The 26,977-nt window shown below is 47.5% G+C and carries 30 protein-coding genes; 28 read left to right on the plus strand and 2 right to left on the minus strand.

What is annotated here, in order from left to right; genetic code table 11:
• Nucleotides 1-34: 34 nt before the first annotated feature.
• From MHH57_RS09415 to coaD, 5 genes are all read left to right on the plus strand, one after another.
• Nucleotides 35-667 (plus strand): hypothetical protein, encoded by a 633-nt coding sequence (locus tag MHH57_RS09415; protein WP_209948015.1) that lies wholly within the window; start codon nucleotides 35-37, stop codon nucleotides 665-667.
• Entirely contained in the window at nucleotides 660-1,175 is a 516-nt protein-coding gene (locus MHH57_RS09420) for an accessory gene regulator B family protein (RefSeq protein WP_342435038.1), read from the plus strand. The genes MHH57_RS09415 and MHH57_RS09420 overlap by 8 nt, the downstream gene beginning before the upstream one ends.
• 5 nt (nucleotides 1,176-1,180) lie before the next feature.
• On the plus strand, nucleotides 1,181-1,303 hold the full coding sequence (locus MHH57_RS09425; protein WP_023988155.1) for a cyclic lactone autoinducer peptide: 123 nt from the start codon (nucleotides 1,181-1,183) through the stop codon (nucleotides 1,301-1,303).
• Nucleotides 1,304-1,618: 315 nt separating this feature from the next.
• Complete coding sequence (rsmD, locus tag MHH57_RS09430; RefSeq protein WP_029514740.1) at nucleotides 1,619-2,260, plus strand: 16S rRNA (guanine(966)-N(2))-methyltransferase RsmD; 642 nt, start codon at nucleotides 1,619-1,621, stop codon at nucleotides 2,258-2,260.
• Nucleotides 2,253-2,774: a pantetheine-phosphate adenylyltransferase gene (coaD, locus tag MHH57_RS09435; RefSeq protein WP_029514739.1), complete on the plus strand. Its 522-nt coding sequence runs from the start codon at nucleotides 2,253-2,255 to the stop codon at nucleotides 2,772-2,774. The genes rsmD and coaD overlap by 8 nt, the downstream gene beginning before the upstream one ends.
• Here coaD and MHH57_RS09440 read toward each other — a convergent pair.
• On the minus strand, nucleotides 2,737-4,020 hold the full coding sequence (locus MHH57_RS09440; RefSeq protein WP_029514738.1) for a nucleoside recognition domain-containing protein: 1,284 nt from the start codon (nucleotides 4,018-4,020) through the stop codon (nucleotides 2,737-2,739). The genes coaD and MHH57_RS09440 overlap by 38 nt on opposite strands.
• A 197-nt stretch (nucleotides 4,021-4,217) precedes the next feature.
• On the opposite strand from MHH57_RS09440, the gene MHH57_RS09445 reads away from it, so the two are divergent.
• A complete protein-coding gene (locus MHH57_RS09445) occupies nucleotides 4,218-5,249 on the plus strand; it encodes a S16 family serine protease (protein WP_165147634.1) in 1,032 nt (343 codons plus the stop codon).
• Here the strand turns inward: MHH57_RS09445 and MHH57_RS09450 are convergent.
• Nucleotides 5,239-6,474, minus strand: a complete 1,236-nt coding sequence (locus MHH57_RS09450; protein WP_165147631.1) for a nucleotidyltransferase — start codon at nucleotides 6,472-6,474, stop codon at nucleotides 5,239-5,241. The genes MHH57_RS09445 and MHH57_RS09450 overlap by 11 nt on opposite strands.
• A gap of 356 nt (nucleotides 6,475-6,830) precedes the next feature.
• Here MHH57_RS09450 and MHH57_RS09455 point away from each other — a divergent pair, with 356 nt between their 5' ends.
• The 22 genes from MHH57_RS09455 (at nucleotide 6,831) to ylqF (ending at nucleotide 26,826) form a co-directional block, all read left to right on the plus strand.
• Nucleotides 6,831-7,349, plus strand: coding sequence for a DUF177 domain-containing protein (locus tag MHH57_RS09455; RefSeq protein WP_029515015.1), 519 nt, complete (start codon nucleotides 6,831-6,833; stop codon nucleotides 7,347-7,349).
• A 186-nt stretch (nucleotides 7,350-7,535) separates the two neighbouring features.
• Nucleotides 7,536-7,709 (plus strand): 50S ribosomal protein L32, encoded by a 174-nt coding sequence (gene rpmF / locus MHH57_RS09460; RefSeq protein WP_007429979.1) that lies wholly within the window; start codon nucleotides 7,536-7,538, stop codon nucleotides 7,707-7,709.
• Between the two features lie 281 nt (nucleotides 7,710-7,990).
• Nucleotides 7,991-8,587, plus strand: a complete 597-nt coding sequence (fapR, locus tag MHH57_RS09465; protein WP_069011389.1) for a transcription factor FapR — start codon at nucleotides 7,991-7,993, stop codon at nucleotides 8,585-8,587.
• Complete coding sequence (gene plsX / locus MHH57_RS09470; RefSeq protein ID WP_039274759.1) at nucleotides 8,571-9,563, plus strand: phosphate acyltransferase PlsX; 993 nt, start codon at nucleotides 8,571-8,573, stop codon at nucleotides 9,561-9,563. Before fapR ends, plsX begins: the two co-directional genes overlap by 17 nt.
• An 8-nt stretch (nucleotides 9,564-9,571) precedes the next feature.
• Nucleotides 9,572-10,561, plus strand: a complete 990-nt coding sequence (locus MHH57_RS09475; protein ID WP_029515009.1) for a beta-ketoacyl-ACP synthase III — start codon at nucleotides 9,572-9,574, stop codon at nucleotides 10,559-10,561.
• Nucleotides 10,562-10,642: 81 nt separating this feature from the next.
• Nucleotides 10,643-11,587 (plus strand): ACP S-malonyltransferase, encoded by a 945-nt coding sequence (gene fabD / locus MHH57_RS09480; RefSeq protein ID WP_342435039.1) that lies wholly within the window; start codon nucleotides 10,643-10,645, stop codon nucleotides 11,585-11,587.
• Nucleotides 11,588-11,637: 50 nt separating this feature from the next.
• Nucleotides 11,638-12,387 carry a 3-oxoacyl-[acyl-carrier-protein] reductase gene (gene fabG, locus MHH57_RS09485; RefSeq protein WP_039274753.1) on the plus strand — a complete coding sequence of 250 codons (750 nt, stop codon included), beginning with the start codon at nucleotides 11,638-11,640 and terminating at the stop codon, nucleotides 12,385-12,387.
• A gap of 108 nt (nucleotides 12,388-12,495) precedes the next feature.
• A complete protein-coding gene (locus MHH57_RS09490; protein WP_007429985.1) occupies nucleotides 12,496-12,729 on the plus strand; it encodes an acyl carrier protein in 234 nt (77 codons plus the stop codon).
• 228 nt (nucleotides 12,730-12,957) lie between these two features.
• On the plus strand, nucleotides 12,958-14,196 hold the full coding sequence (gene fabF, locus MHH57_RS09495; protein ID WP_342435040.1) for a beta-ketoacyl-ACP synthase II: 1,239 nt from the start codon (nucleotides 12,958-12,960) through the stop codon (nucleotides 14,194-14,196).
• Nucleotides 14,197-14,208: 12 nt separating this feature from the next.
• On the plus strand, nucleotides 14,209-14,907 hold the full coding sequence (gene rnc / locus MHH57_RS09500) for a ribonuclease III (RefSeq protein WP_029515003.1): 699 nt from the start codon (nucleotides 14,209-14,211) through the stop codon (nucleotides 14,905-14,907).
• A gap of 255 nt (nucleotides 14,908-15,162) precedes the next feature.
• On the plus strand, nucleotides 15,163-18,732 hold the full coding sequence (smc, locus tag MHH57_RS09505; protein WP_340885080.1) for a chromosome segregation protein SMC: 3,570 nt from the start codon (nucleotides 15,163-15,165) through the stop codon (nucleotides 18,730-18,732).
• Between the two features lie 38 nt (nucleotides 18,733-18,770).
• Nucleotides 18,771-19,787 carry a signal recognition particle-docking protein FtsY gene (gene ftsY / locus MHH57_RS09510; protein ID WP_025721714.1) on the plus strand — a complete coding sequence of 339 codons (1,017 nt, stop codon included), beginning with the start codon at nucleotides 18,771-18,773 and terminating at the stop codon, nucleotides 19,785-19,787.
• A 165-nt stretch (nucleotides 19,788-19,952) separates the two neighbouring features.
• Nucleotides 19,953-20,603, plus strand: coding sequence for a hemolysin III family protein (locus MHH57_RS09515; RefSeq protein ID WP_025721713.1), 651 nt, complete (start codon nucleotides 19,953-19,955; stop codon nucleotides 20,601-20,603).
• A 166-nt stretch (nucleotides 20,604-20,769) separates the two neighbouring features.
• Nucleotides 20,770-21,138 (plus strand): putative DNA-binding protein, encoded by a 369-nt coding sequence (locus MHH57_RS09520; protein ID WP_029514999.1) that lies wholly within the window; start codon nucleotides 20,770-20,772, stop codon nucleotides 21,136-21,138.
• A 51-nt stretch (nucleotides 21,139-21,189) separates the two neighbouring features.
• The gene (gene ffh, locus MHH57_RS09525; RefSeq protein WP_029514997.1) at nucleotides 21,190-22,566 is read left to right on the plus strand and encodes a signal recognition particle protein; all 1,377 of its coding nucleotides are present in this window, start codon (nucleotides 21,190-21,192) and stop codon (nucleotides 22,564-22,566) included.
• 66 nt (nucleotides 22,567-22,632) lie between these two features.
• Nucleotides 22,633-22,905 carry a 30S ribosomal protein S16 gene (gene rpsP / locus MHH57_RS09530; RefSeq protein ID WP_013309862.1) on the plus strand — a complete coding sequence of 91 codons (273 nt, stop codon included), beginning with the start codon at nucleotides 22,633-22,635 and terminating at the stop codon, nucleotides 22,903-22,905.
• Nucleotides 22,906-22,928: 23 nt separating this feature from the next.
• Nucleotides 22,929-23,159 (plus strand): KH domain-containing protein, encoded by a 231-nt coding sequence (locus tag MHH57_RS09535; RefSeq protein ID WP_342435041.1) that lies wholly within the window; start codon nucleotides 22,929-22,931, stop codon nucleotides 23,157-23,159.
• 98 nt (nucleotides 23,160-23,257) lie between these two features.
• The gene (gene rimM, locus MHH57_RS09540) at nucleotides 23,258-23,773 is read left to right on the plus strand and encodes a ribosome maturation factor RimM (protein WP_342435042.1); all 516 of its coding nucleotides are present in this window, start codon (nucleotides 23,258-23,260) and stop codon (nucleotides 23,771-23,773) included.
• Entirely contained in the window at nucleotides 23,773-24,591 is an 819-nt protein-coding gene (gene trmD, locus MHH57_RS09545) for a tRNA (guanosine(37)-N1)-methyltransferase TrmD (protein ID WP_340955197.1), read from the plus strand. The genes rimM and trmD overlap by 1 nt, the downstream gene beginning before the upstream one ends.
• 224 nt (nucleotides 24,592-24,815) lie before the next feature.
• Nucleotides 24,816-25,160: a 50S ribosomal protein L19 gene (rplS, locus tag MHH57_RS09550; protein WP_010346403.1), complete on the plus strand. Its 345-nt coding sequence runs from the start codon at nucleotides 24,816-24,818 to the stop codon at nucleotides 25,158-25,160.
• Nucleotides 25,161-25,261: 101 nt separating this feature from the next.
• A complete protein-coding gene (gene lepB / locus MHH57_RS09555) occupies nucleotides 25,262-25,888 on the plus strand; it encodes a signal peptidase I (protein ID WP_025721709.1) in 627 nt (208 codons plus the stop codon).
• Nucleotides 25,889-25,965: 77 nt separating this feature from the next.
• Nucleotides 25,966-26,826 carry a ribosome biogenesis GTPase YlqF gene (ylqF, locus tag MHH57_RS09560; RefSeq protein ID WP_029514994.1) on the plus strand — a complete coding sequence of 287 codons (861 nt, stop codon included), beginning with the start codon at nucleotides 25,966-25,968 and terminating at the stop codon, nucleotides 26,824-26,826.
• Nucleotides 26,827-26,977: the final 151 nt, after the last annotated feature.

Consider the following 26,977-nt stretch of genomic DNA (forward strand, 5'->3'; position numbering starts at 1 on the left):
TGAGGTTTGTTGGAATTGTAAAGGAGATGCACGCATGCTTTTGAAGCCAATCGGCTTTTTGCTTTTCTCCACACTTGAGGGAGTCGCTGTTTTTGCGCTTATTTTGAGTGTTTTTAAAGTTAAAATGACCCCTTATCTATGGCAGGCCATTTTTGTTAACCTGATTATGAATATGCAAAGTTATATGCTTCGAGAGGAGTTTTCCCTTTCGTATTTGGTGCCTGTCGTAAATATGCTGCTTTTTATTTTTTTACTCGCTACGGTCGTGAAGATTCCGATTGTGTGGTCCGGTATTATGACGGTTACAGGTTATTTTGCATATGCCGTTGTTCAGTCGGTATTCTTAAAAGTCATGTTCGGCAATCTTCCGGTTTCTGAGCTGCAGGATGGGTCCTTGAAGGGCTATCAGCTACAAGTGGTAAGCGCGGCAGTAGGACTGCTTATTTCATTGATGTTGTCTCGAAAAGGGATCGGCTTTTCCCCTAATTTCAAGAAGCTTAAGTTCAAAGAGGAATATGGCATTGTCATCACGCTGATTATCCTGTCTCTCATTTCAACTTCTATTGTGCTCTACTATAACGAGGTATGGTTAAGTATGATATTTTTTGCACTGGTTTCGGGATTTTTCATCTATTATGCAATCGGAAAGGAATACCGGGATGATTGAAGCGATGGCTTTCAAACTTGCTAACCAGATCAAACGTACTGTGCCTGATCATCCGGCCTCTGTCGCGGTACTTAAATACGCACTTGCTCTCATTCTGAATGCGTCCCTGATCATTGTGTTGACACTATTCGCCTCATTCTTCACGAGGCGTATGGTAGAGGCTGTTACGATTCTCGTCGCTTTCGCCCTACTGCGCCAAATGTCAGGAGGCATTCATTTGAAAACGGGCATGACATGTGTGTTGGTGACCTCAGCAGCTTTTACTTACATATCCTGCATTGCCTTAAATAGTGGGTGGACAAACCTGTTTACCGGAATAGCTCTCATTTTCGTTTTATGTTTTGCCCCGTCCAGAATTGAAAAGCAGTCGCGCATTCCAGTACGGTTTTATCCCTTCTTGCGGCTGTTATCCTCCTTGCTTGTATGTACTAATTTTGTAATCGGTTCCTCTGTAGTGGCTGTTGCTTTTTTGGTCCAAAGCCTAACATTGATCCGGGGAAGGAGGTGAGTGGAATGATGAGAAAAATGGTATATGGGTTAGCCACATCGTTGTCTATGTTTGCTACATTTGCTGTATCAGTGGCGAGTTACGTGTATGTTTATCAAGGGGATACACCCGAGGAACTACTGAAATAAACAAAATGCCGAGATAGAAAAATGATACATAGAGAGCTGCTATTAAGCAGCTTCTTTTTATGCAAAAAAAATCAGGCGCTCCATTTAAAGAGCGCCCGAATGGGAGAGGAGAAACCGGACGAAGAGCTTATGGGGAAACGTAAGTCTTCTCCGCGGTTGTCTACGACATTGGTTGAATGCCGATATCCTAAGGATGCCCAGGGAATGGTTTTTTATACCTGCCTCATCCTAAGTTTTTCAAACGGCGGTGCATGTGGTACGATAGCGTCATAATCTATGGTTATGAACACATATAGAAAATAGGTGAGTTTCAGCGTGAGAGTGGTATCAGGTAGTGCCAAAGGAAGGCCGTTAAAGGCAGTTCCCGGCACAGGGACGCGGCCAACCACGGATAAGGTCAAGGAAGCGCTATTTAGCATGATAGGTCCTTATTTTGATGGGGGAGTCGCACTTGATCTGTTTGCTGGCAGTGGCGGCCTGGGTATAGAGGCGCTTAGCCGGGGGATGGACAAGGCTGTTTTTATTGATATGGAATCCAAAAGCATTGATGTCATTAAAGAAAATTTGCGAAAAACTGGATTGGAAGGACAGGCTGAAGTGTTCCGCAATGATGCTGGACGAGCGCTCAAGGCGCTGGCAAAACGTGGAGCTCTTTTTGATGCTGTTTTTCTGGATCCGCCCTATCGTCTCAAACACGGAGATGAATTGATGAGCCGTATGGTTGAATTGAACTTGCTTCGTTCAGATGCAATCATCGTGCTGGAGTATGAATCGGGACATGAATATCCGGAAAGCTTCGGGCCGTTCGAACAGGTTAGAAAAGCAGTCTATGGGGAAACGGCGTTATCCATTTATCATTTTGCAGCCGATGCTTTATCGGATGTCGAAGAACATACAGAAGCCGGAGTGGTCAAGTTCGGCATCATCGAATCAGACGGGGAGGACCATCATGATTGAGCACAAACCACGTATTGCCGTATATCCGGGAACCTTTGATCCTGTGACAATGGGGCACCAGGATATTATTCAAAGAGCAGCCAGACAGTTTGATCTATTGATTGTCGCGGTTCTTAACAATATTAGTAAAAATCCGCTGTTTTCACTTGAGGAACGAATGGAGCTGCTGCGAACGGTAACTCGCAATATCCCGAACGTTGAGGTGGACAGCTTCCGTGATTTGACAGCTAATTATGTACGTCAAAAAGGGGCCCAAGTTATTGTCAGAGGAATCCGGTCGGTGACTGATTTTGAATATGAGCTGCAATTAGCCTCTACAAATCATAAGCTGAACCCGGATGCGGAAACGATCTTTATGATGACCAATCCGGCTTATTCATATCTGAGTTCCAGTATGGTGAAGGAAATTGCGCATTTTGATGGCAAGGTTGTAGATCTGGTGGCACCGGAGGTGGAAGACGCGCTGCGTGCAAAGGTCAACGCAAATCGCGGCGGCTCCACCATGAAGTCATAAAGGAAAAGGCCAGCAGGGTAACTATAATTGTACCCAGCAGCGCAATGGACAGTACGGTTAGTTGCCAGGGGTACATAGATGTTCCTTCTATTTGTGTTAGTAAGCTGCTGGCTTCGGCCATGACAGGATGCGTGGCGGATTCATTTACGCTTTCCGCAAAAGAAGACACAGAACTGCGACTGACGTAAGCGGGAATTGTATTGCTGACGATGCGGTTAAGCGGGACCCATGTCGCCAAGGTAAGTCCAAAAGCAATGATCCCATGGAGCACTCGTGACAAGGTGAAGGTGATACCCTTGTCGGAAGGTCTGGTGACGGCGGTAATTTGAAGCCAGCCGCACAGGCCGCCCCAGCCCAACACAGCACTGATCAGCGCTGCTTGTGTACGGAGATCGTAGGGCAGACGGCTGATTTCATAGGAACCCAGATGGATTTCCATCCAAGCAGGCCATATGAAAGAAAGCGATCCTTGGCCTGTGTATATGGACAGCAGTCGAATCAGTACGGAAAAGAAAATAATGAATCCACCTGTCACCATCAGCGTCTGTACAGCATGGGATACGGTTTCGCCCAACAGTTTTCCGAAGCTGCGGCCGTCCCGTTCTCTGGCAGAACGGGTAGCTTCCCATGCGGATCGGATCAGGGAGGGAGAAGTACGGGAAACTGAGGTGCGCCGAAGGGCAGCTGGCGTTTCCCGTTTTTGCAATTCTTTGGACGGTACAGGTAGTCTGGCGGTGATCCAGCCTGCCAGCAGCCCGGAAATCCAGTGAACGGCAAGTAACATCACGCCTACGGCAGCATTGTGCAGTAGCCCTGTCCCGATGACGAGCAGGATGGTAATCGGATTGCAGAAATGAGCGATGGCGGTTAGACGTCGAAGCTGAAGCGCGGTCATATCTTCCTGTTGTGACCATTGGCGTACTGCTTCCGCAGCAGCCGGGAATCCCGCGGTCAGGCCGAGGGCCAACACCCAGCCGCTTCGTCCGGGTAGACGGAACCAGAATCGCATAAACGGTTCCAGCAGGACACCTAGTCCATGTACTAGACCAAAGGCGATGAGCATTTCGGACAGCATCAAAAAAGGTAGCATAGCTGGGAAAATAATATTCCACCATAGCTTAAGGCCTTGAGTAGAGGCTTGAAATACTTTTTCTGGTGAGGCGACAACAGCCAGTACAAGCAAAATGGCTCCGAGGCCAAGCAGTACGGTTGTCCAATAAGGAGCGGAATGGGCTTCCTTTTGCATCAAAAAATTCACCTCTCATAAATATGCTAAGGAGAGTCGGATGCTATCTCCAGCGTTTATTCACGTTCGCTGTCTTGGGATAGGTTGTTCGTATACGTTGTCGTAAATAATGTATGCTTTTTTGAAAGGCTTGAGAACAGGTGCACAGAGGCACTTGGATAAGATGGGAGAAGTTAGGCTGGAAGGGGGGAGAAGCAATGAAACGAATAAACCGGAAAAGAGCTTTTTTTACAACCGGTTATGTCTTAATGCTGGCTGCAATGGTCTATGTGCTGGTCTATATGCCAACCCCTTATCTGATCTACGGACCAGGTGGGGCAAATGAGATTAAACCGATGGTTAGAGTTCGGGAGGGTGACAGCATCGAACGGGGGGCCTTTATGATGACGACGGTATCGGCGCGTTATGCCAATGTTATCATGTTGGGCCTGTCCAAGTTGGACCGCAATTCGGAGATTCAGCGCAAAGAGGATCGTCTGCATGGAAGAAGTGAAGACGAATATGCGGCAGAACAGGTATGGTATATGGGGGATTCCCAGTCTTCCGCGATGGAGGCTGCCTACACCCGTGCCCATGTCCCCTATCGCATTGTGCCGGATTACGTGTATGTATTTAAGGTCCCGGGATCGAGCAGCGTGTTTGACCCCGGGGATGAAATATTGGAGCTGAACGGCGTGAGGGTGACCGATAATCGTTCCATTCGGAAGGCTTTGGAGGACGAAAAACCGGGAATAATGGCTAAAGTGAAGCTAAAGCGCGATGGAAAGTTGCTGTCCGTGCAAGCTCCTTTAACGACCATTACGGACAGTGAGACGGGCAAGCAACGTTCCGGATTTGGCGTCAGTATTGCCACGGTACAGAAGGTAGAGCCGAAGGATGGACGTAAAACGATTCATTTTACATCTACGGATGTTGGCGGTCCTTCGGCAGGTTTGATGTTTACCATGGAAATCTATAACCAACTGACACCAGGTGATTTGAGTAAGGGATATCGTGTAGCCGGTACGGGTACCATTGATAAGGACGGTCAGGTTGGAGCGATTGGTGGTGCAAAGTATAAAATAGTTGCTGCTGACCGTCAGGGTGCGGATTTGTTTTTCGTCCCTGCGGATAATTATAAAGAGGCCAAGACCAAAGCTGAGCAAATTGGAACCCGGATGAAGCTTGTTCCGGTTCGCAAACTTGGCGATGCGCTGAATTATATGGAAAAGCTGCCCATCAAACCATAATGGGCGGTCGCAAGTAATCAGCATACATGTCGCGGATGGCGGGGCGTGGCATCCCGGCTGCATGTATGGCGGCTGCGGCTGTATCCCAGTCCAGATGAGGATGTGATCCGGCAGACAGCTTGACCCATACCGGAAGGGTGGCTGTCTGCTTCATACGTGCCAGCAGTTCGCGTCCAGCCCTGTTAAAGCCAAGCACGCGCATATAGCCCGGACCTTTCGCCAGCTCAGCCGGAGTCATATCGGCTTTGGCATGATTTAGCAAAATATGTGCACACATCCGCTGGAGCTTCGTACGAGTATAGCGCCTTGTCTTGATCGCGGCGAGCAGGGCCTCCACAGAGGGCTGGGGCAGCGTGTAAAGCGATTGTCGCAGACGATGCTCCAGCCCTTCGGTGACCTCGTGCAGCTCCGCCAGCTGCTGCGAGCTACGTGTGATCAGGGCGTTCAGCAGCGGCTGGCTGAACGCTTCCCAATGCAGCGGAGCGCGTTCGGCTTGCCACTCGCGCCGCAAAATCCCCAGTGTCGCCGCAGGTATGTATGGCGACGCGGCCTCCGGCCCGCCGTCCAGCAGCAGACGGCGAATGGCCGTGGCACTGGCGATGACTCCGTCCGCAGGGGCCACGGCTTCATGGTAGCCCGATCCCGTGCGGGCTACCGTGAAGGGCTTGATTGTGCTGCCCAGCCGTTCCAGCGCAATCAAGTAATGCAGCCCCAACGTATTGTTGGGCTGCTGCATGAGGGCGGCGAGCGCAGCGCCGTCCGCTCCTTCGGCCGCGAGCGCGGCTGCGGCTCCCGCGTAGGCAGCGGGATAGCTCGCGCCGCTGCTCAGGCGCTGCGCGATGCCGGCCTTGAGCTCGGCCGGCTCTGCCGCCAGCACGCGGGCCAGCGCGCGCAGCGGGGCGATGTCTCCGCTCTCGCTGCCGAAGCAGAGCGCGTCTACGATGCCTGTCGCATGGAGCAGGGCGATTGCTCCGCGGGCAAACCATTCTGCAGGCTGGACGGCATAGGCCACAGGCAGCTCCAGAACGAGGTCCACACCCATGGCGAGTGCCATTTCGGTGCGGGACCATTTGTCTGTAATCGCGGGTTCACCTCGCTGAAGGAAAGGACCACTCATCACAGCCACTGTGCGCTGTGCACCAGTGATGCGAAGAGATTCCTCCCAGTGATGGACATGTCCGTTATGCAGGGGATTGTACTCTACAATCATACCGAGTGTTTTCAAGACCGTATGTCGGCTCCTTTCTTATAGTAGCTTATTGGATAACTATTTTGACAATAATGGTTAAGTACCCGTGAATGATTGTTTTCAGGGCAGCTATACTGATTTTTCAGCATCGGCATGAACAAGACCATTGAGACCTGGACGAAAAAGCTTTATACTCGCATTATTGTACACGAAGAGTGGCGGGGGTACGAATACTCATCAGTACATGTTTAGCACAATGCATTTTTGCTTCTGCATAAAACTTGTCGAACCATTGGAAAACCGGTGGATTTGTGAGTGGTGTAAAGTGAAAGGTGTTGACAAACGACTCGATCAGTCGGTATAATAATTTTTGTTTGTTTGGAGTGATAGTGATGCAACTATTTTTTCGCAAAGTAGCAACAAGTGACGGTCCTTTTCCTATCCGTGAATCTCTTAATGTGAGTGAATTGGTGGATGATCGTGCTGATGTTACGGCCGTTTCCCCGCTGGAGACCGACTTGGTCGCCGTTAGTCTGGGTCAAGGGTTGATGAGCGTGGAAGGCACGTTGACCGCAGGTCTGGACATGCTCTGCTCACGCTGTTTAAGCCCGATGCACGAGGATTTAAAGATTGAATTCCGTGAACGGTTCAAGCAAACCTCTTCGAGTGTTGAAGAGGAGGATGAAGATGGCGATTTTATCGCAGTGACGGAGGACTCCTTCGACATTGCACCGTATTGTGAAGAACTGTTTGTACTGCATGTGCCGTTTGCGCCTTTGTGCAGTGAGGATTGTCAGGGAATCGCACCAAAGACCGGACAAAACTGGAGTATTGGCTCCGATGACAGTAGCGATGGCGATACGGAAAAGATTGATCCGCGTCTGGCAGGGCTTAAGGATTTTTTTAAATGAGAATTGAGTTCAATTCTGAAAAATCATCATCCGCTTGTGCCGGAAAGTTACAGAACCGATGCGTGGATGTTGCAGGCTTGATTCACCGGCTGTAAGATAATTGCTTCTGGCATTTTCTTCAGTCTTGAATGAGATAAGAAGTCATACCCGTTATGCGGGGTTGATCTGGTTAAGGAGGTGGGAATAATGGCAGTACCTCAACGGAGAACATCCAAAACTCGTCGCGACAAACGTCGTACTCACTTTAAACTGGCAGTACCAGGTATGGTGAAATGCTCCGAATGCGGCGAATTGAAACTTGCTCACCATGTGTGCAAAGTTTGCGGAACGTACAAAGCTAGAGAGATCATCTCTCAATAATGTCCGATAAGCGGATTCTTTGGAATCTTCGCAGAAAAAGTAGCGCTTCACTTCAGTGAGGCGCTACTTTTTTTGTCTGCATGCTTCCTTTTTACGTCAGCATGCTATATACTGTTTTAGTACCAGGTTCTAAGAAAGAAGGGCCGAAGGGGTTCCTTTATACATACAAGAAGACAAATCGGCTTGAAGTTTCGCCGTTAGAAAGTGAAGTAAAGTAACCCGAACTGTCGTCTGAACGATGGTTTATTGTAGGGAAAGGAGGCGTCACTGACATCGAACGTTTGCCGAAGAGACAGAGACAGCAGCGGCTGACTCAATTAATTGATGATAATCCATTCGTAACGGATCAGGAATTGACAAGACAGCTGAAGGTGAGTATTCAGACTATTCGGCTGGACCGGATGGAGCTGGGAATCCCCGAATTGCGGGAACGGCTAAAGCTGATGGCTGAGCGCTCCTACGACCAGGTTCGTTCCTTGCCTTTGCATGAAGTGATCGGGGATATCGTTGATCTGCAGTTGGATCGAAGCGGTATTTCGATTTTTGAGATTAAAGAGGAACATGTTTTTTCGCGTACTGGCATTGCGCGGGGGCATTATGTATTTGCTCAGGCCAATTCATTGGCCGTTGCTGTGATTAATGATGAGATAGCATTGACTGCATCAGCGGATATACGCTTTGTCCGCCCGGTTCATTTAGGTGAGAAGTGCATTGCCAAGGCATATGTACGTTCAAATCCAGAACAAAAAGGGAAGGCTAAAGTGGAAGTTTTCGCCTACGTAGGAGAAGAAATGGTGTTCCAAGGCAACTTTATCATTTATCGCTCCACGGAGGAAGAGTATAGCGAAGGAGGAAGTCAGCATGCGGATCGCCATTGATGCCATGGGGGGAGATAATGCTCCTGAGGCGACAGTAGAGGGCGCGCTATCTGCGGCGGCGGAATGGAAGGATACGGACATTACGCTGGTTGGTGACCGGGAACGAATTGAATCGGTTCTGAACGGTAGAGCGTTGCCGACGAACCTCAGCATTCGCCATGCATCCGAAACGATAGATGCGCAGGACGAGCCTGTAAAGGCAGTGCGCCGCAAAAAGGATGCTTCAATGGTCGTAGCTGGTCGAATGGTCAGAGAAGGCGAAGCGGATGCCATGATATCTGCAGGTAATACAGGCGCGCTAATGACCACGGGGTTGCTGGTGGTTGGAAGAATGGAGGGCATTGAACGTCCGGCTCTCGCGCCGATGATACCGACGATTGACGATCAGGGTATTCTGGCGCTTGACTTGGGAGCCAATATGGATGCCAAGCCTGAGCATCTTGCCCAGTATGCACTGATGGGGAGCTTGTATCGTCAGAAAGTTCACGGTGTGACTTCTCCAAGGGTGGGTCTGCTGAATGTGGGGACTGAAGCTGGGAAGGGCAATGAACTGACGAAGTTGGCATTTCCACTTATTGAGCAGTTACCTGTCCATTTTGTGGGTAATGTTGAATCGAGAGATGTGTTAACTGGGAATTGCGATGTACTGGTGTGTGATGGATTTGCTGGAAATATCATGCTAAAATCACTAGAGGGTACAGCGGGGGCCATATTTTCTCTCTTAAAAGAGCAATTCACCAAATCCTTGAAGACCAAGCTTGCGGCAGCCTTGATTATGCCTGAGCTCCGCAGTCTGAAAGGTAAATTGGATTATAAAGAGCATGGCGGGGCTCCTTTGCTGGGTTTGAGTGGACTCGTCCTGAAAAGTCACGGTTCGTCTGACGGCGTTGCCGTCAAAAATGCGGTAAGGCAGGCTCGTACGGCCTTGCAAAACCGGTTGGTGGAAAGTATATCCAAGGAAATCAGCAGGAAGTGAGTGACGATATGAATAAATTACGGCCGGTTGGTGTTATCGGAACAGGGAAATACGTACCTGAGAAAATTCTGACCAATAAAGATTTGGAAGCAATCGTAGAAACAAGTGATGAATGGATTGTCAGCCGTACAGGGATTCAGGAGCGCCATATTGCAGCTCCAGAGCAGGCTACATCTGATTTAGCTTATGAAGCAGCAATTAAGGCGTTGGAGTCCGCGGGTATGACGGCACAGGATCTGGATTTAATTATTGTAGCTACGGTTACACCGGATATGGCGTTTCCGTCAACTGCCTGCATTCTTCAGGACAAACTGGGAGCCAAAGGCGCAGCGGCTTTCGATTTGTCTGCGGCATGCTCGGGTTTTGTATACGGACTGGCTACGGCAACGAGCTTCATTAAGACAGGTATTTATAATAATGCGTTAATCATTGGGGCAGACTGTCTTTCTCGGATTACAGATTATACCGACCGCAATACCTGTGTCCTATTCGGAGATGGTGCAGGAGCTGTAGTGATTGGCGAAGTGCCTGAAGGCAGAGGATTCCAATCCTTTGATCTCGGGGCTGAAGGTGCAGGTGGAACCTTGCTTAAGCTGGAAGCTGGTGGCTCGCGTTTGCCTGCGAGTGCAGACACACTGGAGAATAAACAGCACTATATTTACATGAACGGACGCGAAGTGTTCAAGTTCGCGGTTCGTGTTATGGGAACGGCAACGGTTGATGTGTTGGAAAAAGCAGGGCTGTCCAAAGATGATATTGATCTGTTCGTTCCACATCAAGCCAATGTTCGCATCATCCAATCGGCGATGCAACGTCTGGATTTGCCAGAGGAAAAGGTAGTTGTTAATGTTCATAAATATGCGAATACATCCGCAGCATCAATCCCTCTCGCCCTAGTAGAAGCAGCTGAGGAAGGCCGCATGAAGGAAGGCGACCGTGTATTAATGGTGGGCTTTGGCGGTGGCTTGACCTGGGGAGCGTCGGTTCTTGTCTGGTAATAAGATGGAATTTTTGATATAATATTGAATTTGTGTAGTGTTTTACAGGACAAGCATTGGATATAGAGAGGTGCATACACGATGGGCAAAACGGCATTTATATTCCCCGGTCAGGGTTCACAAGCTGTAGGTATGGCTAAAGATGCTTATGAAGCAGTTCCAGCTGCAACAGAAGTATTTCGCCAAGCGGACGAACGGTTAGGGTTCGCACTAAGCACACTGGTTTTTGAAGGGCCAGACACAGCTTTGAAGCAAACATCCAATACGCAGCCTGCACTGTTAACGGCGAGCATTGCGCTGTATGAAGCGTTCAAGGAAAAAATGGACATTCATCCCGATTATGTAGCTGGACACAGTCTAGGAGAGTACAGCGCGCTAGTTGCTTCAGGTGTCCTTGCATTTGCGGATGCGGTTGAGACTGTTCGTGCACGTGGTCAGTTTATGGAACAGGCTATTCCTGATGGACAAGGCGGTATGGCTGCTGTGTTGGGAGCTGATCGTGAAGCATTGACAGCATTGTGCCGTGATATTACGGAGTCTGGTCAACTGGTCGAACTAGCTAATATCAATTGTCCTGGACAAATTGTTGTATCTGGTACGAAGGAGGGCGTAGCTGCTGTCGCTGAACGTGTGAAGGAAGCAGGCGGCAAGCGTGCTATTACTCTGGAGGTTAGCGGTCCTTTCCACTCGTCATTGATGAAGGAAGCAGCGACCAAGCTCTCAGACAAGTTGGGGACTGTAACTTTCTCTGAAGCTCAGATTCCGGTGGTGGCTAATGTAACAGCTAAACCTGTACGTGAGGGGAGTGAAATCCGCCAACTGTTGGTGGATCAGGTCTATTCTCCGGTACTGTGGGAAGACAGTGTAGCATGGCTACTGGAACAAGGTGTTGACACTTTTGTTGAGTTTGGACCGGGAAGTGTTTTGACTGGACTGGTTAAAAAAATCGACAAAACGGTTAAGCTGTATAATATAAGTAGCCTGGAGTCGATTGCTTCTGTAACGGAAGACTTGGAGGCTCGTTAAAAGTATAATCATTGCCTTAACGGGTTATATACTTGCAAGGGAGGACTATGATGTCTAAGCCATTAAGTGGAAAAACGGCGCTCGTTACGGGAGCGTCGCGCGGAATTGGCCGTAGTATCGCGCTGGCGCTGGCTGATGCAGGCGCTAATGTGGCGGTAAACTATGCTGGCAGTGAAGCGGCTGCGACTGAGGTAGCTGAGCAGATTCGTGCCAAAGGTGTGGAGGCTATTACAGTTCAGGCTAATGTCGGTCGCGCTGACGAAGCAGATCAGTTGATCAAGGATGTGATTGGCGCTTGGGGCAAGATTGACATCCTGGTGAATAATGCCGGCATAACAAGAGATAATTTAATCATGCGCATGAAGGAAGAGGAATTCGATCAGGTGATCGAAACGAATCTGAAGGGTGTGTTTAATTGTCTTAAGGCGGCAACACGTCCAATGATGAAACAGCGTTCTGGCCGAATTATCAATATCTCCTCCGTGGTTGGTGTCCTTGGCAATGCAGGACAAGCCAACTACGTTGCTGCTAAAGCAGGGGTGATTGGTCTTACCAAATCCTCTGCTCGAGAGCTTGCTTCGAGAGGTATTACAGTGAACTGCGTGGCTCCTGGATTCATCGATACTGAGATGACGCAGGTACTGGCTGATGATTTGCGTGACAATATGCTTAGCGGTATTCCGCTGGCCCGTCTTGGACGGCCGGAGGAAATTGCTGACGTGGTGCTGTTCTTGGCCTCGGATGCTTCCTCATATATGACGGGCCAGACTTTGCATGTGGATGGCGGCATGTATATGTAGTAGCATGTTGCCAATCTGCATGCCCCGATGAAGAGTTGTCAAAGAAAACTCTCTTCTATGGCATTTTAATTGTAATTTTCGTATAATACCTAAGAGGAGGTGAGCCGGATGTCCGATGTATTGGAGCGCGTAAAACGCATTGTCGTTGACCGTTTGGGAGCCGACGAAGCCGAAGTTACACTTGAAGCATCTTTTAAAGATGATTTAGGCGCTGATTCTCTCGATGTAGTTGAATTGGTAATGGAATTGGAAGATGAGTTTGATATGGAAATCTCTGATGAAGATGCAGAGAAAATTACAACTGTAGGTGAAGTTGTGAAGTACATACAATCTCATACCTAATTCATGTCATCAAAAGTCCCGTTCTGTTACAGGCGGGACTTTCTCCTAATTATACAGATTGAACTAAAGGCGGAATTGCTGCGTGTTTTTGAGTTTGGTTCAGCTTAACTTAGTCAAAGGCTGAGAAGTATGCCGCATTACTAACTTTAGTTGATTCTATATTATTTTTACGCACAAGAGTGTGCGGTCTTAAAATACAATATGCAGTAGACATAGAGGTGATTATCTTTGAAACAACGTGTTGTCATAACAGGAATGGGTGTAATCACTTCGCTGGGACAGGATTTGAACACACTATGGGATAATCTGATGGCCGGAAAATCCGGCGTCAGTGAAATCGAAGCTTTCGATACAAGTGAGTACACTACGAAAATAGCCGCTTCCATTAAAGATTTTAATCCAGAGGATTATATTGAACGTAAGGATGCGCGTAAAATGGACCGCTTTGTGCAGTTTGCGGTTGCTGCTAGTAAATTGGCGCTTGAGGACAGCGGACTTGTAATCGGAGAAAATGCTGAAGCTGAGCGTGTTGGTGTATCTGTCGGTTCCGGTATTGGCGGATTGGGAACTTGGGAAGATCAGCACAACGCACTGATTGAAAAAGGACCTAAACGCGTAAGCCCTTTCTTCATCCCGATGATGATTGCTAATATGGGTTCCGGTCAAGTGTCGATTTCGCTCGGTGCTAAAGGCCCAAATACATCACCAGTTACGGCTTGTGCCACGGGCAGTCATGCTATTGGCGATTCCTTCCGCATGATTCAGCGCGGTGACGCAGACGCCATGATTTGCGGAGGAGCTGAGGCGACTATCCGTCCGATTGGTATGGCTGGATTTTGTTCCATGCGAGCGATGTCCACGCGTAACGACGAGCCTGAAAAGGCAAGCCGCCCTTTTGATACCGAAAGAGACGGGTTTGTTATGGGCGAAGGCTCTGGTGTTCTTATTCTGGAATCGTTGGATCATGCTTTGAAGCGTGGTGCGTGTATTTACGGTGAAGTGATTGGCTACGGTCTTTCTGGCGATGCTCATCATATGACAGAGCCTGATCCAGAGGGAGCAGCACGCTGCATTAGAATGGCGATCCGTGACGCTGGATTGAATCCTGAAGAGATTGATTATATCAATGCACATGGTACGTCTACGCCAGTCGGTGATAAATCCGAAACGGAAGCAGTTAAGAAAACGCTTGGAGATCATGCCTATAAGGTAGCGATCAGCTCAACTAAGTCGATGACAGGGCATTTATTGGGTGCAGCGGGCGGCGTTGAAGCCGTGATCTGTGGTCTCGCCCTTCAGCATCAGACGATTCCGCCAACGATTAATTTGGATAATCAAGACCCGGCATGCGATCTTGATTATGTACCTAATAAGCCGAGAAAAGCGGAACTGAATGTGGTTATGTCCAATTCCTTTGGTTTTGGCGGTCACAATGCTACGGTTATTCTAAAAAAATATGAAGCATAAGGGGTCAGTTCGTTGAGTGGAGACTTGAAGCAATTACAGCAGAAACTTCATATTCAATTCAACAATCGGCAGCTTCTGAAGCAGGCCTTTACGCACGCTTCCTACGTAAACGAACATCGGTTCAGTCAGCATGCAGACAATGAGCGTCTTGAATTTTTAGGTGACGCTGTTCTGGAATTGACGGTGTCCGAGCAATTGTACAATCAGTACCCTAACCGACCCGAAGGCGAACTCACCAAGCTGCGTGCAGCTATTGTCTGTGAGCCTTCTCTGGTGAAGTTTGCTGTCGGGCTTGAGTTCGGGCAATATGTGCTGCTTGGAAAAGGTGAAGAGTTGACAGGTGGACGTACTCGTCCGGCTCTGTTGGCTGATGTATTCGAAGCGTTCGTAGGTGCGCTTTATTTGGATCAGGGTCTGGAGGCCGTCCGTTCGTTTCTGGAACATTATATTTTTCCTCAAATTGTATTAAATGGTAAACTTCAGATGAGTGATTTCAAAACAGAGCTTCAGGAACTGACACAGCATCATAACATGGGGATGCTTGAATACAAGATTGTAGAGGAGCGCGGACCAGCCCATGAGCGCGAGTTTGTAGCCGAGGTATATATGGACAGCGAACGGCTAGGGGCAGGTACGGGGCGCTCCAAAAAAGAAGCAGAGCAGCAAGCGGCGGCAGTAGCTTTAAACCGTTTGAAGCTGGCAGAATCGTAATCGGTACCTGAGCAGCCCGGACGGGTTACGCAAGCAGGGGGCACAAAGTAAGAGCAAAGGGCAGTCCGCGGGGAGTCCCGGCCCGTAATGGCGAATGGACTGCGTTTTGCTCTTTTTTCGTGGCTTGCTGGTGTAATGTGAGTGTTGGTACTGTGCTTTAAACAAGCTAGTTTATGCTACAATAGGGATAATTCATATCAATCAGGTAAACGGTGTTGTACAAGCATATTTGAAATGTTAGAGGTGAGATTGAGCATGTTTTTAAAGCGCATTGAGCTGGCGGGCTTCAAATCGTTTGCAGATAAAACGGAAATGGAATTTGTCCGCGGCATTACGGCAGTCGTCGGACCCAACGGAAGCGGAAAAAGTAATATTTCCGACGGGATTCGTTGGGTGCTGGGCGAACAGAGTGCCAAATCACTGCGTGGCGGCAAAATGGAGGACATTATTTTTGCAGGTAGTGATGCTCGTAAGGCTGTTAATTACGGTGAAGTATCGCTTACGTTGGATAATGAAGATCAGGCGTTGCCTCTGGATTTTGGTGAAGTTACGGTAACGCGACGTGTACATCGAAGTGGGGATAGTGAATATTTCATTAATCGGCAATCATGCAGACTCCGAGATATTACAGAGCTGTTTATGGATACAGGGATTGGTAAAGAAGCTTATTCCATTATTGGGCAGGGACGCATTGAAGAAATCCTAAGTACTCGATCTGAGGATCGTCGAGGTATTTTTGAGGAAGCCTCGGGTATCGTAAAATATAAATCCCGTAAAAAAGATGCGGTTCGCAAGCTGGATGAGACGGAGCAAAATTTGCTGCGTATTCACGATTTAGTTAGTGAACTGGAGGATCAGATTGGACCGCTTAAGGAGCAGTCTGAAAAGGCGATTCATTTTAAAGAGCTACGCGGTGAATTGAAATCAAAAGAAATCTCTATGTACGTCCATCAAATTGAACAAATTCATACTTCGTGGAGCGATGCGACTTCCAAATTAGCTTTGCTGCAGCAGGAGCAACTTCAGTTGTCCACGGTGGTATCCCGCCATGATGCGATGCTGGAAAGCGACCGCAACGAATTACGCCAGCTGGAAGAGCAAGTAGAACAGTTGCAAAGGGATCTGCTGCAATACAGTGAAGCGACGGAGAAAAGTGAAGGCTACGGCGAATTGCTCAAAGAGCGCACACGCAATCTGGCGGCTAATCGGGAACAACTGATCTTATCACTTAGTACAAGCGAATCACGGCATTCCGAGCGCAAGAGTGAACTGGATCAGCTGAACGAAAAGCTGTCTGCACTGAATGTAGAGCTTGACGAGTTGCGTGCGCGGCTGTCTGACGAAGAGGCCAAACTGATTGGAGTTACAGGCGGAATCAGCCAGGAGCAGGAAGAAAGTCTAAAGGGTGGTCTGCTGGAGCTGATGAATCAGATGGCGCAGGCGCGTAACGAAATCCGTTATACAGACCAACAGAAGGAAGCATTGGAACGGCGTGTGACTCGCGTAAGTGACGAATCCGGCAAATGGGAAGCCCAGAAAGTACAACTTGAACAGCGCAAAAAGGGATTGGAAGCTGCGGTTCAGAAGCTGGGGCAGGAAATCAGTAGTTTGCGTAGTGGCTATATTCAGGGAAGTGAAAAGTACCAGGCCCTGCAAAAACTTTTGGAAGAAAACCAGGGTACAGTTCGTAAATGGGAACAAAAACGTGAGGCTCAAATTTCACGGCGAGATACAATGAAGGAAATGCAGGATGACTTTGACGGCTTCATGCTTGGAGTTAAAGAGGTATTGAAGGCTGCACGAAAAGAAACCTTGCACGGTGTGCATGGAGCGGTAGCAGAGCTGATTCGGGTGCCTGAGCATTTAGAGCAGGCAATGGAAACTGCTTTGGGTGCTTCAGTTCAGCATATCGTGATGGAAAATGAATCCGTATCCAGACAGGCAATCAGTTTTCTAAAGCAACGTCAACTGGGCAGAGCGACATTTTTGCCTATGGATGTTATCCGCCCGCGTCAAATCGGCGCAGGGGAACGCCAAATTGCAGAAGGAGCTGAGGGCTTTGTCGGGATCGGTGCTGATCTTGTTCAGTACGATGATCGATATGCTGGAATTGTAGGCAGTTTGTTGGGGAATGTGGTCATTGCCCGTACATTGGAAGATGCAAACCGTATTGCGGCCCGTTGCCAATATAGATACCGCGTTGTCACTTTGGAAGGCGATGTTGTCAATGCAGGGGGTTCCATGACTGGGGGAAGCCAGTTCAAGAAAAATGCTAATCTGCTTGGACGCAAACGTCAGTTGGATCAGTTGGATCAAGACATTGTAGATACGGAGCAGCAAATTGCAAGGTTGCGCCAGAGTGCAATAGATACCAAACGCCAGTTGGAAGAGACACAGATCCGTCTGGACGAGCTACGTCAGGGCGGTGATGTGAAGCGTGGTGAAGAGCAGCAGATGGCTATGGAGCTCAAACAACTGGAGCATGAACTTCGTCATGTTCTGGAACAGGTCGCTGCGTCTGGTCAGGAGAAAAAGGGCTTTGATCAGGAAATCAAGGAGCTGGAAACTTCCCGGGAAGAAGCGTTGGTAAAGTTAGCTGCGCTGGAGGAAGAAGAAAAGAAAACGCATCAGGCCATTCACGCTGCTGAATTCGCCCGTAAAGCCAACGAATCTGCCAAAGAGCAGTTGCAGGGAGAGCTCACGAATCTCAAAGTAAGAGAAGGAAAGCTGGACCAGGAACGCTTTTCATTGGAAGAGCAGTTGCGCAGATTGCGTGGGGATTATGATACTCTTGGTAAGGATTCGAGACAAAACAAGACCTTACTAGCTTCCATTGAAGCAGATTTGCTGACCAATGAGCAGGAGACTGTGAAACAGATTGAAAATCTCAATCAATACCGTTTGAAAAAAGAAGAAGCTGCACAACAACTGGAATTCAAGCGGGCTGCACGCAGTAGCTTGTCCAAAAAGCTTGAAGTGGCTGAGAACGACACGAAAGAACAGCGAATTCAGCTCAAGTCAGTGGAGGAGTTGCTTCGTCAAACGGAAATTGGAGTAAATCGGCTTGATGTGGAGCTGGAAAACGTACTGAAAAAATTAAGTGATGATTATGAACTCAGCTATGAGTTAGCCAAGCAGCGTTACCCTATACCGGAAGATATTGAAGGCACGCAGAGCGAGGTAGAAAGGCTCAAACGTGGTATTTCCGCGTTGGGTGAGGTGAACCTGGGCGCCATTGATGAATACCAGCGTGTGCATGAGCGTTATACGTTTCTTGATGAGCAAAAGTCTGATTTGGTGGAGGCCAAGACAACACTTTATCAGGTTATTCGTGAAATGGATGAAGAAATGTCCAAACGCTTTAAGACTACGTTCGATGCTATTCGGCGCGAATTTGGAACGGTATTCTCCAAGCTGTTCGGAGGCGGACGTGCTGATCTCGTGTTACTTGACCCGGAACGCTTATTGGAGACGGGAATTGACATCGTAGCTCAGCCACCGGGCAAAAAACTGCAAAACTTGCAGCTACTGTCGGGCGGTGAGCGTGCGTTAACAGCGATGGCGTTACTATTTGCCATTTTACACGTTAAACCTGTTCCATTCTGTGTACTCGATGAAGTAGAGGCTGCATTGGACGAAGCAAACGTGGTGCGTTTTGCCCAGTATTTACGAGAATTCTCGGAGCAGACACAGTTCATTGTAGTCACACACCGCAAGGGCACAATGGAAGAATCTGATGTGCTGTACGGGGTTACGATGGAGGAAGGCGGGGTTTCCAAACTCGTATCTGTCAAGCTGGACAACGATGAAGCTGAGATTGCCTGACATTAAACAACATACTTTCAGACCAACGGAGGGAATCCATGAGTTTCTTTAGGAAATTGAAGGAAAGCATTGCAAACAAAACTGAATCGGTCACAAAACAGTTCAAAGATGGTTTGGAAAAAACGCGTAAAGGTTTTGTTGAAAAAGTAACGGACTTGATGATTCGCCGTAAAAAGATTGATGAGGAATTTTATGAGGAACTGGAAGAAATTCTGATCGGAGCGGACGTAGGCGTCAACACGGTTATGAACCTCATTGAAGACCTGCGAGAAGAAGTGAAAAAGCGCAAAATTGAGGATGCATCCGAATTACAGCCTGTATTGTCGGAAAAGCTGTCCGAGTTGCTGCGGGGGAATGACAACAGTCAGCTCAAAATGAGTCCTGACGGAATTACAGTCATTCTATTCGTGGGAGTCAATGGCGTCGGCAAAACGACAACCATTGGCAAGTTAGCTCATCGTTTTAAACAAGAGGGAAAAAAAGTATTATTGGCTGCCGGAGATACGTTCCGGGCGGGTGCGATCGAACAGTTGGAGGTATGGGGCGAGCGGGCAGGTGTAGAGGTTATTAAGCAGCAATCCGGTTCCGATCCGGCTGCAGTTATGTTTGATGCCGTACAGGCTGCCAAGCAGCGACAAGTGGATGTTTTGTTGTGTGATACCGCAGGACGTCTTCAGAATAAAAGCAATCTGATGGAGGAACTGAACAAAATTTTCCGTGTGATTCAACGCGAAATTCCAGATGCTCCTCATGAAGTGTTGTTGGTACTTGATGCGACGACTGGACAAAATGCACTTAACCAAGCCAAGCTGTTTGGTGAGAAAAGCGGTGTAACCGGGCTGGTACTAACGAAGTTGGATGGTACAGCGAAGGGCGGGATTGTTGTGGCCATCCGTCAGGAGCTGAATTTGCCTGTTAAGCTGGTGGGCTTAGGTGAAAAAGTGAATGATCTTCAACCGTTTGATTCCGAGCAATTCGTTCATGCGTTGTTCGCGGGGTTGATTCAGGAAGAGACGGTCGAAGCAACTGCTACAGGCGAGGAAGAACAGAACTGATACGTTTAAAGTGGGCTTTCATGCTACGTTTGGGATAACTAAGTAGCCATCCTGTTGCTGTTCAAGTTTGCCCAGATGTATAATGAAAGCAAGAGGTCTGTCGATGTCGTATATGTAATGTATCTTGTATGTAAAATATAAATCAGGAAGCCGGGTGAAAAACCGATGGCAAACACCTATACCTACTCCCGACGGGAAGAAGTAGCCAACGCCATTACACATGGAATTGGAGCCGTTTTAAGCGTGGCAGCGCTTGTGTTGCTTATTGTTTTTGCTAGCATGAAAGGAACCACTTGGCATGTCGTCAGCTTTACGATTTACGGGATTACGATGCTGTTGTTGTACACCAATTCAACGTTGCTTCATAGCCTGCGTGAAGGAAAAATGAAGGATTTGTTCGAAATATTCGATCATTCTTGCATTTACCTGTTTATTGCAGGTAGCTACACCCCGTTTATGCTCGTTGCACTGCGAGGTACTCTGGGATGGACACTGTTTGGAGTGATTTGGGGGATTGCACTGTTCGGTGTGTTGTTCAAGGCGTTCTTCACCAAGCGCTTCCTGTTTATGTCTACCGTGTTTTACATTGTGATGGGCTGGCTCATCACCATTGCCTGGAATCCTCTGGTTGCGACTGTTCCCGCCGGAGGGATGACGTTATTGTTCGTAGGTGGCCTTATGTATACGTTGGGCACGATTTTCTATGTGTGGCGGGCATTTCCATATCACCATGCGATCTGGCATCTGTTTGTTCTGGCAGGCAGCATACTTCATTTTCTGGCTGTTCTGCTGTATCTTACTCCGGTAAGGGTTTAAGTAACAATGGGTAAAAAGTCGATCCGTACTTCCGTTTAAGGACAGTGGATCGGCTTTTTTTTGTATGACAAGGGATAACGCTTGACATCTTCTTTTCTTTTAGGTATCATAAGGAACGTTGAAAAGAACTGTAAAGTGTTTTTCCTTGACGATGGAGGTATACAAGATGAGTCAGGAGAATCGGCTGGAAAAGACAAACCGGATTAACCGACTGTTTGACTTCTATGAACCTCTGCTTACAGAGAAGCAACAGATGTTTTTAAAATATTACTTCCATGATGATTTTTCTTTAGGGGAAATTGCATCGGAATTTCAAATTAGCCGTCAGGCAGTATATGAACATATTAAACGTGCTGAACAGGTATTGGAAATGTACGAGGAAAAGCTTGGTTTGCTAAGTAAGTATGAGCGCAGAATCCAAGATCTCGATGAATTAAATAAGACGTTGTATGAGGCATTCGGTAAAATCAGTGAGTCCGATGAAGGCACTCTGCAACATGTCCATCAAATTGTAAATCGCCTGCAGGAACTGTAGGACATATAGATTAAGAACAAACAACCCTGGTAGACAAGGAGGTGCGAAAGTATGGCATTTGAAGGATTATCGACTCGCTTGCAAAATGTATTCAGTAAACTGCGCGGTAAAGGAAAAGTGTCTGAGGATGATGTAGCTCAGGCGATGCGCGAAGTACGATTAGCTTTGCTTGAGGCGGACGTTAACTTCAAGGTTGTAAAGGACTTTATTGCCAAGGTAAAGGAGAAATCCGTTGGTAAGGAAGTGATGGACAGCTTTACGCCAGGCATGGTCATCATCGACATCGTGAACAAGGAACTGACCGAGTTGATGGGTGGCAGTCAGGCCAAGCTTGCCAAAGCAAACAAACCGCCTACGGTCATTATGATGGTGGGTCTCCAGGGCGCAGGTAAAACGACGACATCTGGTAAACTGGCGAAATTGCTGCAAAAGCAAAATCATCGCCCATTGCTTGTAGCTGGTGATATTTATAGACCAGCCGCGATCAAGCAGCTTCAGGTTCTTGGGGAGCAGATTAATACTCCTGTATTTACTCTGGGAGATCAGACAAGCCCAGTGGAAATCGCAAAACAGGGTTTGCAGCATGCTAAGGATAATGGAAATGACTACGTTATTATAGATACTGCCGGTCGTCTTCATGTTGATGAAGAGCTCATGGAAGAGTTGCGCCGGATTCATACCAACGTCAACCCGGATGAAGTTTTACTGGTTGTAGATAGCATGACGGGGCAGGACGCGGTTAACGTTGCGGAGCACTTTAATACTAGCCTAGAGTTAACGGGAGTTGTACTGACAAAGCTGGATGGCGACACTCGTGGTGGTGCAGCTTTATCGGTTAAAGCTGTAACGGGATGTCCGATCAAGTTTGCTACATTGGGTGAAAAGCTGGATGCGATGGAGCCGTTTCATCCTGAACGGATGGCTTCACGGATTTTAGGTATGGGTGACATGTTGTCCCTGATTGAAAAAGCGCAGTCCAATATCGACGCCGATAAGGCGAAGGAAATGGAACGGAAAATGCGTAATGCCGAGTTTACTTTCGAAGATTTTCTGGAGCAAATGGATCAAGTTAAGAAGCTTGGCCCAATCGACCAGATTCTTGATATGATTCCCGGTATGGGCAACATGAAGCAAATGAAAGATATCAAAGTGGATGACAAACAGATGGGCCGAATTGAGGCTATCGTTCATTCTATGACCACACAGGAGAAGCAAAACCCAGACATGATTAATCATAGCCGTCGCAAACGTATTTCTGTAGGCAGTGGAACATCACTGGCTGAGGTAAATCGTCTGATAAAGCAATTTGACGAAATGCGTCGCATGATGAAGCAGTTCTCAGATATGATGGGACCTAAGGGTGGCAAAAACAAGGCTATGAAGCAGTTGAAGAGTATGGGTAAAGGTATGAAGTTTCCTTTCCGCTAAGGCCAATAGGCCCTTGGAATTATGGATAACAATATACAGTCTACTTTTTGAAGGAGGTGAATTTTCGTGGCAGTTCGTATTCGTCTGAAACGTATGGGTGCACATAAAGCTCCTTTCTATCGCGTCGTGGTATCTGATTCTCGTTCCCCGCGTGACGGTCGTTTTATCGAAGAAATCGGTTACTACAACCCAATCACAGTACCAGCGGTTGTAAAAATTGATGAAGATAAAGCGCTGAAATGGTTGCAAGATGGTGCACAAGCATCCGACACAGTCCGTAACTTGCTTAGCAAAGCGGGCGTAATGAAAAAGTTTCATGAGTCTAAACTACAGAAATAAGGTGCTGATACGGAGGGTCAACCATGGAAGAATTAGTGATAATCATTGCTAAGGCTTTAGTCGATCATCCGGAAGATGTAACCGTGAAGACCTTGGAGAAGGATCGGCTTGTTGTATATGAGCTTAGTGTACATCCTGAGGATGTAGGCAAGATCATTGGTAAGCAGGGTCGTATCGCCAGGGCGCTTCGCACTGTGGTTGCATCAGCAGCCGTTAAGATGGATAAACGGGTTACCGTAGACATCATATCTTAAAGATATACGAAAGTGGGTTAGGATGTATGTCCTAACCCTTTTTCGTACATGATGAAGATGTATATGGAGCGGGACCGATTACAAGCAGGAGGAACACGATGCAACAATTGTTTAATGTCGGGAAAATTGTGAACACCCATGGAATCCGTGGGGAGCTAAAAATATTAACGACGACAGATTTTCCAGAGGATCGCTTTGCAAAAGGCAGTGAGCTTTTGATTGTTCCGGCTGAAGGTAAAGCACCGATCCCCGTAACTGTTGAAACAGCGCGTTTTCAAAAAAAAATGGTTGTCGCTAAATTTAAGGAATATCACAATATTAATGAAGTTGAAAAATATAAAGGTACATTGTTGAAGGTATCTGCTGAGCGGTTAGGCGAATTGGAAGAAAATGAATTCTATTTTCATGAAGTAGTCGGCATGGAAGTGGTGACCGAGGACGGAAATGAGCTCGGCGTGGTCAAGGAAATTTTGACTCCGGGAGCCAATGACGTATGGGTAGTCAAAATGCCTAAAGGCAAGGAACTGCTATTGCCGTATATAGAAGATGTTATTTTGGATGTAAACGTGCGTGAAAAACGAGTTACGGTACGGTTAATGGAAGGTCTGCTGTAATGCGGGTGGATGTGCTGACCCTGTTTCCAGAGATGTTTGATGGAGTATTTAATGCAAGCATTCTGGGAAAAGCAAGGGATAAGGGAATTGTATCACTGCAAGCGGTTAATTTTCGTCAGTATGCCGGCAACAAACACGGACAAGTGGATGATACGCCCTATGGCGGTGGGGGTGGCATGGTTTTGAAGCCTGACCCTATTTTTGCTGCTGTGGAAGCGCTGTTGGATAAATCAGAGCAACCAACATTAGAGACTGCCGATGAAGTTAACCAACTTGAAGGGGTAGAACGTAACACAGACATAAAATCTCCGCGTATCATTTTGATGTGTCCACAAGGCGAGACTTTTACGCAAAAGAAAGCGGAAGAGCTGGCCAAAGAGGACCATCTTATTTTTATATGTGGGCATTACGAGGGTTATGATGAGCGTATTCGAGAGCACTTGGTGACGGATGAGCTTTCTATCGGAGATTATGTATTGACTGGTGGTGAGCTTCCAGCCATGACCGTCATTGACAGTGTGACACGATTGCTACCAGGAGTTCTGGGGAACGAAACGAGTGCGGTAACGGACTCGTTTAGTACGGGGCTGCTGGAGTACCCCCATTATACCCGGCCTGCGGAGTTTCGGGGCTGGAAAGTCCCCGATGTACTCCTGTCAGGGCATCACGTCAATATTGATTCTTGGAGACGACAAGAGGCGTTACGTCGCACGATGGAACGCCGACCGGATCTATTGGTACAAGCTGAACTGACAGGCAAGGAGCGCGTGTGGATTGAGGAGCAACGCAAAGCTGACTTTTTGGAAGACAAGCATTAAAACGCTTTAAACATGAGTGGATTTGAAAGCAGGCAGTGACCTGTTCTATAATAAAGTCAATTAAATAATGTTTGGTCAAATCCCTTTTTGTTGTTGCAATGCGGTATCCTCCATGATACAATACATCTGTTGTGTGTAATACGGTGGTCCTCTGTGGATGATGAAGGAAACGGTTGTGTTTCCAGAAGAAGCATGAACACCTGTACGGAAGGAGGGAGTCATAGATGAATATCGTCCAAGCGATCACTGAAGAACAACTGCGTAAAGATTTGCCTAACTTTCGTCCTGGTGACACTTTGAAAGTGCACGTGAAAGTTATTGAGGGAACTCGTGAGCGTATCCAGTTGTTTGAAGGTGTTGTAATTAAACGCCGTGGTGGTGGAATCAGTGAGACTTTTACAGTTCGTAAAATTTCTTACGGTGTAGGTGTGGAAAGAACTTTCCCGCTTCATTCCCCGAAAATCGATAAAATCGACGTGGCTCGCCGTGGTAAAGTGCGTCGTGCGAAGCTTTATTATCTTCGTGAACTGCGCGGTAAAGCAGCGAGAATTAAAGAAATTCGTCGTTAATACAACGAATAACGAAAGGGGCTTGGTTACAAGCTCCTTTCGTTTTTTCTACGTACATAGGGAACTGTGGATTATTGACCGTAAAGAGAGGACAGTGAGCTATGGAGCAAGAAGTAGGACAAGGAGCTGTACAGCAGCCAACTGATCAGGATGGTACGCCCAAGCGTAAACCAAAAAATGAGATTTTTGAGTGGCTCAAGGCCATCATTATTGCGTTAGTGCTTGTCTTTTTAATCCGCTGGCTTCTCTTTAAGCCGTTTATTGTGGATGGCCCGTCGATGCAGCCTAACTTTCATACCGGAGAACGCGTCATTGTGAATGAGATTTTGTATGATTTCCGTGCCCCTAAACCAGGCGAAGTGATCGTGTTTCATGTGCCGGAGGAAGGAAGAGACTTTATCAAACGCGTCATTGCCGTTGAAGGAGATACGGTCAAGGTAGAAGGTGACACAATTACAGTAAATGGCAAGCCGATTCAGGAATCTTACCTGAAAGCTCCTTTGGAAGAAGCGCATCAAAATGGCGAGCTTTACAACAAGTTTACAAATTTTCCAAATGAGAAGTTTAAGGATGGAAAAGTTCCGGCTGGGCATATTTTTGTAATGGGAGATAACCGTTCCAATAGTACAGACAGTCGGATGATCGGATATATTGATTTGAAAGAAGTCGTGGGTCGGGCTGACGTTATTTTCTGGCCGGCGAAAGATATGCAGTGGATTAACCACTAGAATAACTAATAGCTGCCGTAATCCTAACTAAGAGCCTAAGGGTAAAAGTTGGAGTTACGCACAATGGGGTGATGACGGTGACGATTCAATGGTTTCCTGGTCACATGACCAGAGCGCGCCGCCAAATTGAAGCAAAATTAAAGCTGATTGATTTGGTTATTGAGCTGATTGATGCTCGATTGCCGCTCTCCAGCCGAAATCCAATGATTGATGATATTTTGCAAGGCAAGCCGCGAATGATTATATTGAATAAAGCAGATTTGGCGGACCCCGTAGTATCACAGCAATGGATTGCCTACTTTAAGGAACAGGGGCATGTGGCCTTACCAGTGGATGCCACAACTGGAACGGGGCTAAAAGAAATCCCGATTCAGGCTAAGCTGTTGCTTAAGGAAAAGATAGATCGGCAGATTCGGAAGGGAATGAACCCGCGTCCTATGCGTGGGTTGATTGTTGGTATTCCGAATGTCGGTAAATCGACACTGATCAACCGAATGGCGGGACGTAATATTGCAGCTACGGGTGACCGTCCAGGGGTAACGAAGGCACAGCAGTGGATCAAGATCGGTGAAATTGAATTGCTGGATACACCAGGTATTCTATGGCCTAAATTCGAGGATCAGAATGTAGGCTATCGTCTGGCTGTTACAGGTGCGATCAAGGAAGAAATTCTGAATGTCGAGGATATTGCTTTTTTTGCGACTAAATATTTGGTCCAGTACTATTGGGATGTAATGGCAGAGCGCTTTGAGCTCACCAAACGTCCTGAAGATACAGAAAATCCTGATGAAATTGTCAACGTCATGGAAGCGATCGGACGTAAACGCGGCTGTATTGTTAGCGGCGGACGTGTGGATCTTGAAAAGGCGTCAAAAATCATTTTGCGTGAGCTGCGTGCAGGGAAGCTGGGACGGTTCAGTCTGGAAGCTCCTTACTGATTCTACAGGTACACCGATACAGAACATAGCACTTTGTGGCAAGGAAGAACCTTCCCCATCTCTCCGGAGAGGAGGAAGGTTTTTTTGGTATTTGAAGGCAGTTAGAAAAGGGTTTTGGACGATGAAGGTCTGTGGTAAGCTGAATTCAATC

It is taken from the genome of Paenibacillus sp. FSL H7-0442, from assembly GCF_038593105.1.
In the GTDB taxonomy this organism is placed as follows: Bacteria; Bacillota; Bacilli; order Paenibacillales; family Paenibacillaceae; genus Paenibacillus; species Paenibacillus polymyxa_D.

Coding starts and splice junctions, on each gene's coding strand:
- MHH57_RS09415 (WP_209948015.1), top strand. CDS start 35: ATGCTTTTGAAGCCAATCGGCTTTTTGCTTTTCTCCACACTTGAGGGA.
- MHH57_RS09420 (WP_342435038.1), top strand. CDS start 660: ATGATTGAAGCGATGGCTTTCAAACTTGCTAACCAGATCAAACGTACT.
- MHH57_RS09425 (WP_023988155.1), top strand. CDS start 1,181: ATGATGAGAAAAATGGTATATGGGTTAGCCACATCGTTGTCTATGTTT.
- coaD (WP_029514739.1), top strand. CDS start 2,253: ATGATTGAGCACAAACCACGTATTGCCGTATATCCGGGAACCTTTGAT.
- MHH57_RS09440 (WP_029514738.1), bottom strand. CDS start 4,020: ATGCAAAAGGAAGCCCATTCCGCTCCTTATTGGACAACCGTACTGCTT.
- MHH57_RS09445 (WP_165147634.1), top strand. CDS start 4,218: ATGAAACGAATAAACCGGAAAAGAGCTTTTTTTACAACCGGTTATGTC.
- MHH57_RS09455 (WP_029515015.1), top strand. CDS start 6,831: ATGCAACTATTTTTTCGCAAAGTAGCAACAAGTGACGGTCCTTTTCCT.
- rpmF (WP_007429979.1), top strand. CDS start 7,536: ATGGCAGTACCTCAACGGAGAACATCCAAAACTCGTCGCGACAAACGT.
- plsX (WP_039274759.1), top strand. CDS start 8,571: ATGCGGATCGCCATTGATGCCATGGGGGGAGATAATGCTCCTGAGGCG.
- MHH57_RS09475 (WP_029515009.1), top strand. CDS start 9,572: ATGAATAAATTACGGCCGGTTGGTGTTATCGGAACAGGGAAATACGTA.
- fabD (WP_342435039.1), top strand. CDS start 10,643: ATGGGCAAAACGGCATTTATATTCCCCGGTCAGGGTTCACAAGCTGTA.
- fabG (WP_039274753.1), top strand. CDS start 11,638: ATGTCTAAGCCATTAAGTGGAAAAACGGCGCTCGTTACGGGAGCGTCG.
- MHH57_RS09490 (WP_007429985.1), top strand. CDS start 12,496: ATGTCCGATGTATTGGAGCGCGTAAAACGCATTGTCGTTGACCGTTTG.
- smc (WP_340885080.1), top strand. CDS start 15,163: ATGTTTTTAAAGCGCATTGAGCTGGCGGGCTTCAAATCGTTTGCAGAT.
- ftsY (WP_025721714.1), top strand. CDS start 18,771: ATGAGTTTCTTTAGGAAATTGAAGGAAAGCATTGCAAACAAAACTGAA.
- MHH57_RS09515 (WP_025721713.1), top strand. CDS start 19,953: ATGGCAAACACCTATACCTACTCCCGACGGGAAGAAGTAGCCAACGCC.
- MHH57_RS09520 (WP_029514999.1), top strand. CDS start 20,770: ATGAGTCAGGAGAATCGGCTGGAAAAGACAAACCGGATTAACCGACTG.
- ffh (WP_029514997.1), top strand. CDS start 21,190: ATGGCATTTGAAGGATTATCGACTCGCTTGCAAAATGTATTCAGTAAA.
- MHH57_RS09535 (WP_342435041.1), top strand. CDS start 22,929: ATGGAAGAATTAGTGATAATCATTGCTAAGGCTTTAGTCGATCATCCG.
- rimM (WP_342435042.1), top strand. CDS start 23,258: ATGCAACAATTGTTTAATGTCGGGAAAATTGTGAACACCCATGGAATC.
- trmD (WP_340955197.1), top strand. CDS start 23,773: ATGCGGGTGGATGTGCTGACCCTGTTTCCAGAGATGTTTGATGGAGTA.
- rplS (WP_010346403.1), top strand. CDS start 24,816: ATGAATATCGTCCAAGCGATCACTGAAGAACAACTGCGTAAAGATTTG.
- lepB (WP_025721709.1), top strand. CDS start 25,262: ATGGAGCAAGAAGTAGGACAAGGAGCTGTACAGCAGCCAACTGATCAG.